Source organism: Escherichia sp. 93.0816 (assembly GCF_013368855.2).
Taxonomy (GTDB): Bacteria; Pseudomonadota; Gammaproteobacteria; order Enterobacterales; family Enterobacteriaceae; genus Escherichia; species Escherichia ruysiae.
Genome location: NZ_JABWNC020000050.1, coordinates 1 through 3,625 on the forward strand (window position 1 = coordinate 1; position 3,625 = coordinate 3,625).

Annotated in this window: 3 protein-coding genes and 1 pseudogene; all 4 read right to left on the reverse strand. The window is 63.5% G+C overall.

Annotated features, from left to right (window positions below):
* Positions 1 to 25: 25 nt before the first annotated feature.
* Complete coding sequence (locus HEM79_RS22030; protein ID WP_021550260.1) at positions 26 to 394, reverse strand: hypothetical protein; 369 nt, start codon at positions 392 to 394, stop codon at positions 26 to 28.
* Between the two features lie 511 nt (positions 395 to 905).
* Positions 906 to 1,979, reverse strand: coding sequence for a site-specific tyrosine recombinase XerC (xerC, locus tag HEM79_RS22035; protein WP_176241716.1), 1,074 nt, complete (start codon positions 1,977 to 1,979; stop codon positions 906 to 908).
* A gap of 200 nt (positions 1,980 to 2,179) precedes the next feature.
* Positions 2,180 to 2,347, reverse strand: coding sequence for a hypothetical protein (locus HEM79_RS22040; protein WP_176241715.1), 168 nt, complete (start codon positions 2,345 to 2,347; stop codon positions 2,180 to 2,182).
* A 45-nt stretch (positions 2,348 to 2,392) separates the two neighbouring features.
* Positions 2,393 to 3,625 (reverse strand): annotated as a pseudogene (locus HEM79_RS22045) (DNA primase); the annotation flags it as partial.

Genomic DNA, 3,625 nt, shown 5'->3' on the forward strand with positions numbered 1-3,625 from the left:
TTTCTGGCTTCCCGGCCATCACCTTTTACTTATTTAACAGCACGTTAACCCAGTTTTCCCGACGCGCGTTTTCACGCCCGCTCACCATAGCATCACCACCACCGCCTGTCATTCCGCTTTCCACTAAGTCCGTTTCCGGCAACCCGTGACGGGGGGCCGCCAGGCCGCCTCCGGCGGCATGGCGGGGCCACGGCGCGGGTCTGCGGGTGCGGGCGGCAGAGAGTCCGCAAGCGACGGAACGGCGCTCTGTGGCACCGCTGCCTGACCGGGGGTTGCCTTTGCATGACCACGCCGGACCGGGGCGGGTAGCGGAAGCTGGCGAGGCGGGAACGAGTGACGCGCGGCCTTTTTGCGCGGCACGAGCCGCCGCAGCCAGACGACGCCGGGCGGGCATAAAGCCCTTTTAAGCGGAGGCCGCCAGGCCGACACCCTTTTCTGGCTGACTGCCACACCATGACGCCGCCGCAGAACGGCACCGGAGCCGCCAGGGATGGCGGCGACTGCGGGGCCACAGAAGAACACCGCACCCGACAGCAGAGCGGAGCGCCAGCGAAGCTTTGCGCTGCACGGACTGCGGGGCTGAACGCGGGGGCGTCAGACATAATGCGGATTGTGCGAACACGAGCCGCGCGCAGCGGGTCGGGTTCGCCGCCGTTGCCACCCGGCGAGAGTGCGCATAATCCCCCGCATTATGTTGAATGACGTTTGCCCCGTGCCGCAGGGTCGCATGGGGCGCGGCAGCCTCCACGGGGCGAACGGCATTTACCCCCGCGCGCTCCGTTGGCAGGGGGGCAGTCAACCGCCAGGGAAGGCGGTTGTCTGCCCTGCACCTCACCCCACGGCCTTACAGGGATTGCCACCTGACTTTTCAGGCTGTCCGGCGACGATCACGTTTCCGCCCGGCGTCAGCGCCTCCGGCTGCGCTTCCTGCTGACCAGCGCCCGCTCCATCTCTGCGTGATTACGCTCCCGGCGCGTCTGCGGCTCTGCCACCGCATCTGCAACGTGCCGATCTGTCCACGTCTCGTCCTGCTCTTCCGGGTGCGTCAGCGCGTGGACTTCCTGCAAGTGGCCGATAGCCACCCGCGTGTAGACCTGCGTCGTCTCCAGCTTTTCATGGCCGAGGATCGCCTGGATATGCCGCGTGTCTGCGCCGTTGTCCAGCATCTGCGTGGCCATCGAGTGCCGGAAGATGTGACACGCCCCCGGTTTCTGTATCCGCGCTTTCTCCCGGATGGTTTCTCCGCCGATCTGCGTCAGCGTTCCCCGGTTCAGTCCCCTGCCGTGGTACGTCACGAACAGGTGACCGCTGTCGGCGCGTTGCGTCAGGTGAGGCCGGACGTTACGCAGGTAGCGCGTCACCCACTCCAGCGCCACATGGCCCACCGGAACAACCCGGTCTTTCTTCCCCTTGCCCTGGCGCACGTTCACCACGCCCCGCGTGAAGTCCACGTCACACAGCATCAGGTTTGCCACCTCCATGCGCCTGATCCCGGTACTCCACAGCACTTCCAGTATCGCCCGGTTACGCAGGCCCAGCGGCTTCTCCGTGTCCAGACTCTGTAACACCTGCGCCGGAAGCCGCTTCTCCTCCTTCGGCAGTGTCAGCATCTCCGCCGGACTGTAGAGGATGACGTGCCGCTTCAGCAGCCAGCGGAAGAAGTTCTTCACCGCACTGAGGCGGTTAAGCTGCCCGCCCACCGCCAGCGTGTTACCGTCGGCCTTGCGGTAGCTGCGAAGATGGCGCTGGTACGCTTCCAGCACCGCCAGGCTTATCTGCGGCGCATACAGCAGCCCGCGTTCCTCGCACCACGTCACGAACGGTAACAGCCGTTCGCGGTAGCCTTCCACGCTGCGCGCGCTGTAGCCTGCGGCTTCCAGGCTTTCCAGCCAGGCGAACACATGCCGGCGCTGCGTCGTGTGTTCGTTCTGGCGGCTGAGATAAAGGGCTTCCGGCCCCGGTGATTTGGGCTTTGTCATGATGATTGTCCTGAAGGTGATTACGGTACGATGGGGATAAGAACAGAGGGTGGAACAGTGATTTTCGTGCTGCCCCAACTTGCGGGGCAGTCAGGCCAGTAATGGCGCGGTCTGCGGGGGATTTTTACTCCCCCAACTTAGCCCCAACATGGGGGCAACTTAAGGGTAACTTGCGCTGATTCAGATCCAACTTGCGGGAGTCATACCGCTGGCGCACCGTCATGGGGTGTCAGGCAGCTTTCCGGTGTATTACTGTTACGGTGTGCGGTTTTCCTGGCTGCCGGGAACAGTGCGTTTTCATCTTCCCCAACTTGCGGCACATCAGTACCAGCACTGGCGCGGCTTACAGGCGGTTTCGCCGCCCCCAACTTAGCCCCATCTTTGGGGCAACTTAAGGGCAACTTGCCCGCGCCTTACCCCAACTTGCAGGAGTCATACACCGGGCTGTCCTCCGGTTCGATCAGGCCGCACAGGTGCGAGCCGTCACCGCTGCCGTCCCACAGCAACTCGTATTGCAGCAGGTGGCCCCGGCTGCCGCCGTGGATCAGCAGGTATTCCATTTCTGCCAGCCGCATACAGTGGACTTTAAGCTGGTTGTCGCTCCACTGCGTGAAGTCGCGGATCTCCCGGCGCGTGAAGCGTACCTCGCCGGGTTTGCAGTGCTGCGCCGCTGCCAGTTCACCGACCATCGTCTGGATCAGCAGCAACAGCTTTCTGGTCTGCGGTGGCATCTCGTCCAGGGTGCGCCCGAGTATTTCATGTGCCAGGCGGTTCGCCAGAGCGATGTCCTCCCGCGTCACCTCGATGTACTCCACCACCTGCCCGCGATGTTCCACGCGCTTCACCTCCCGCTGGTACTGGTGCAGCAGCGCGATCGCCTGGATCAGCGTCAGGTATTTCATATGATCGCGCCGGGTGCGCGTTTTGTCGCTCATGAACGTGAGCTGCGAGGCGAACGGGTTCACCACGTTGAGCGGGCGTAACAGCCGCTGCGCGTTCTGGTGAAGCTGAGTGATGTAACTTTTTTCGTTAGCTGCCAGCAGTCCTTCCAGCGTCTGCGCGTGACGCTGCGCCGCGTGGATGGCTTCGGTCTGTTCCCGCGACTCGTTCACCGTCAGCACCAGACAACGGTTGAGTAACTCCTCGTCAACGTCGATCGCGGTGGTGGTCAGCATCAGCATCACCGGGCCTTTCACCGTGTACTGCTTCGTCACCAGGTTGCCACTGGCGTCATCCTTACCCGTTGACGCGATCGTTAACTCGCCGTCCGACTGCAACAGCTTGAGCGCATACGCCGCCTGGCGCACACCTTCTTCTTCCGCGATGGCGAGGATCTTGTGTTGCAGGTTGGTTTCACCCAGGTAGAACAGGCTCTGCCCGGTCATGGCGCTGTATTGCAGACGCTCTTCCGGCGGGATCAGGTTCAGCACCGCATCCATCAGCGAGGACTTACCCGCCGCGCTCGATGACTGGATCAGCACCGCCAGCGGCCTGTCCAGCTTGCGCGACACCGCCGCCAGGTACGCCGCCGTCAGGTTGGTGGATTCACCGACCACGCCACACGCCGCCATGTCTGCCGCGATGCGTGACGCAAGACACTCGTCGCGCAGCAGATCCAGCGCCGCCTCCCGATCTTCCGGCGTCAT

Coding starts and splice junctions, on each gene's coding strand:
- HEM79_RS22030 (WP_021550260.1), bottom strand. CDS start 394: ATGCCCGCCCGGCGTCGTCTGGCTGCGGCGGCTCGTGCCGCGCAAAAA.
- xerC (WP_176241716.1), bottom strand. CDS start 1,979: ATGACAAAGCCCAAATCACCGGGGCCGGAAGCCCTTTATCTCAGCCGC.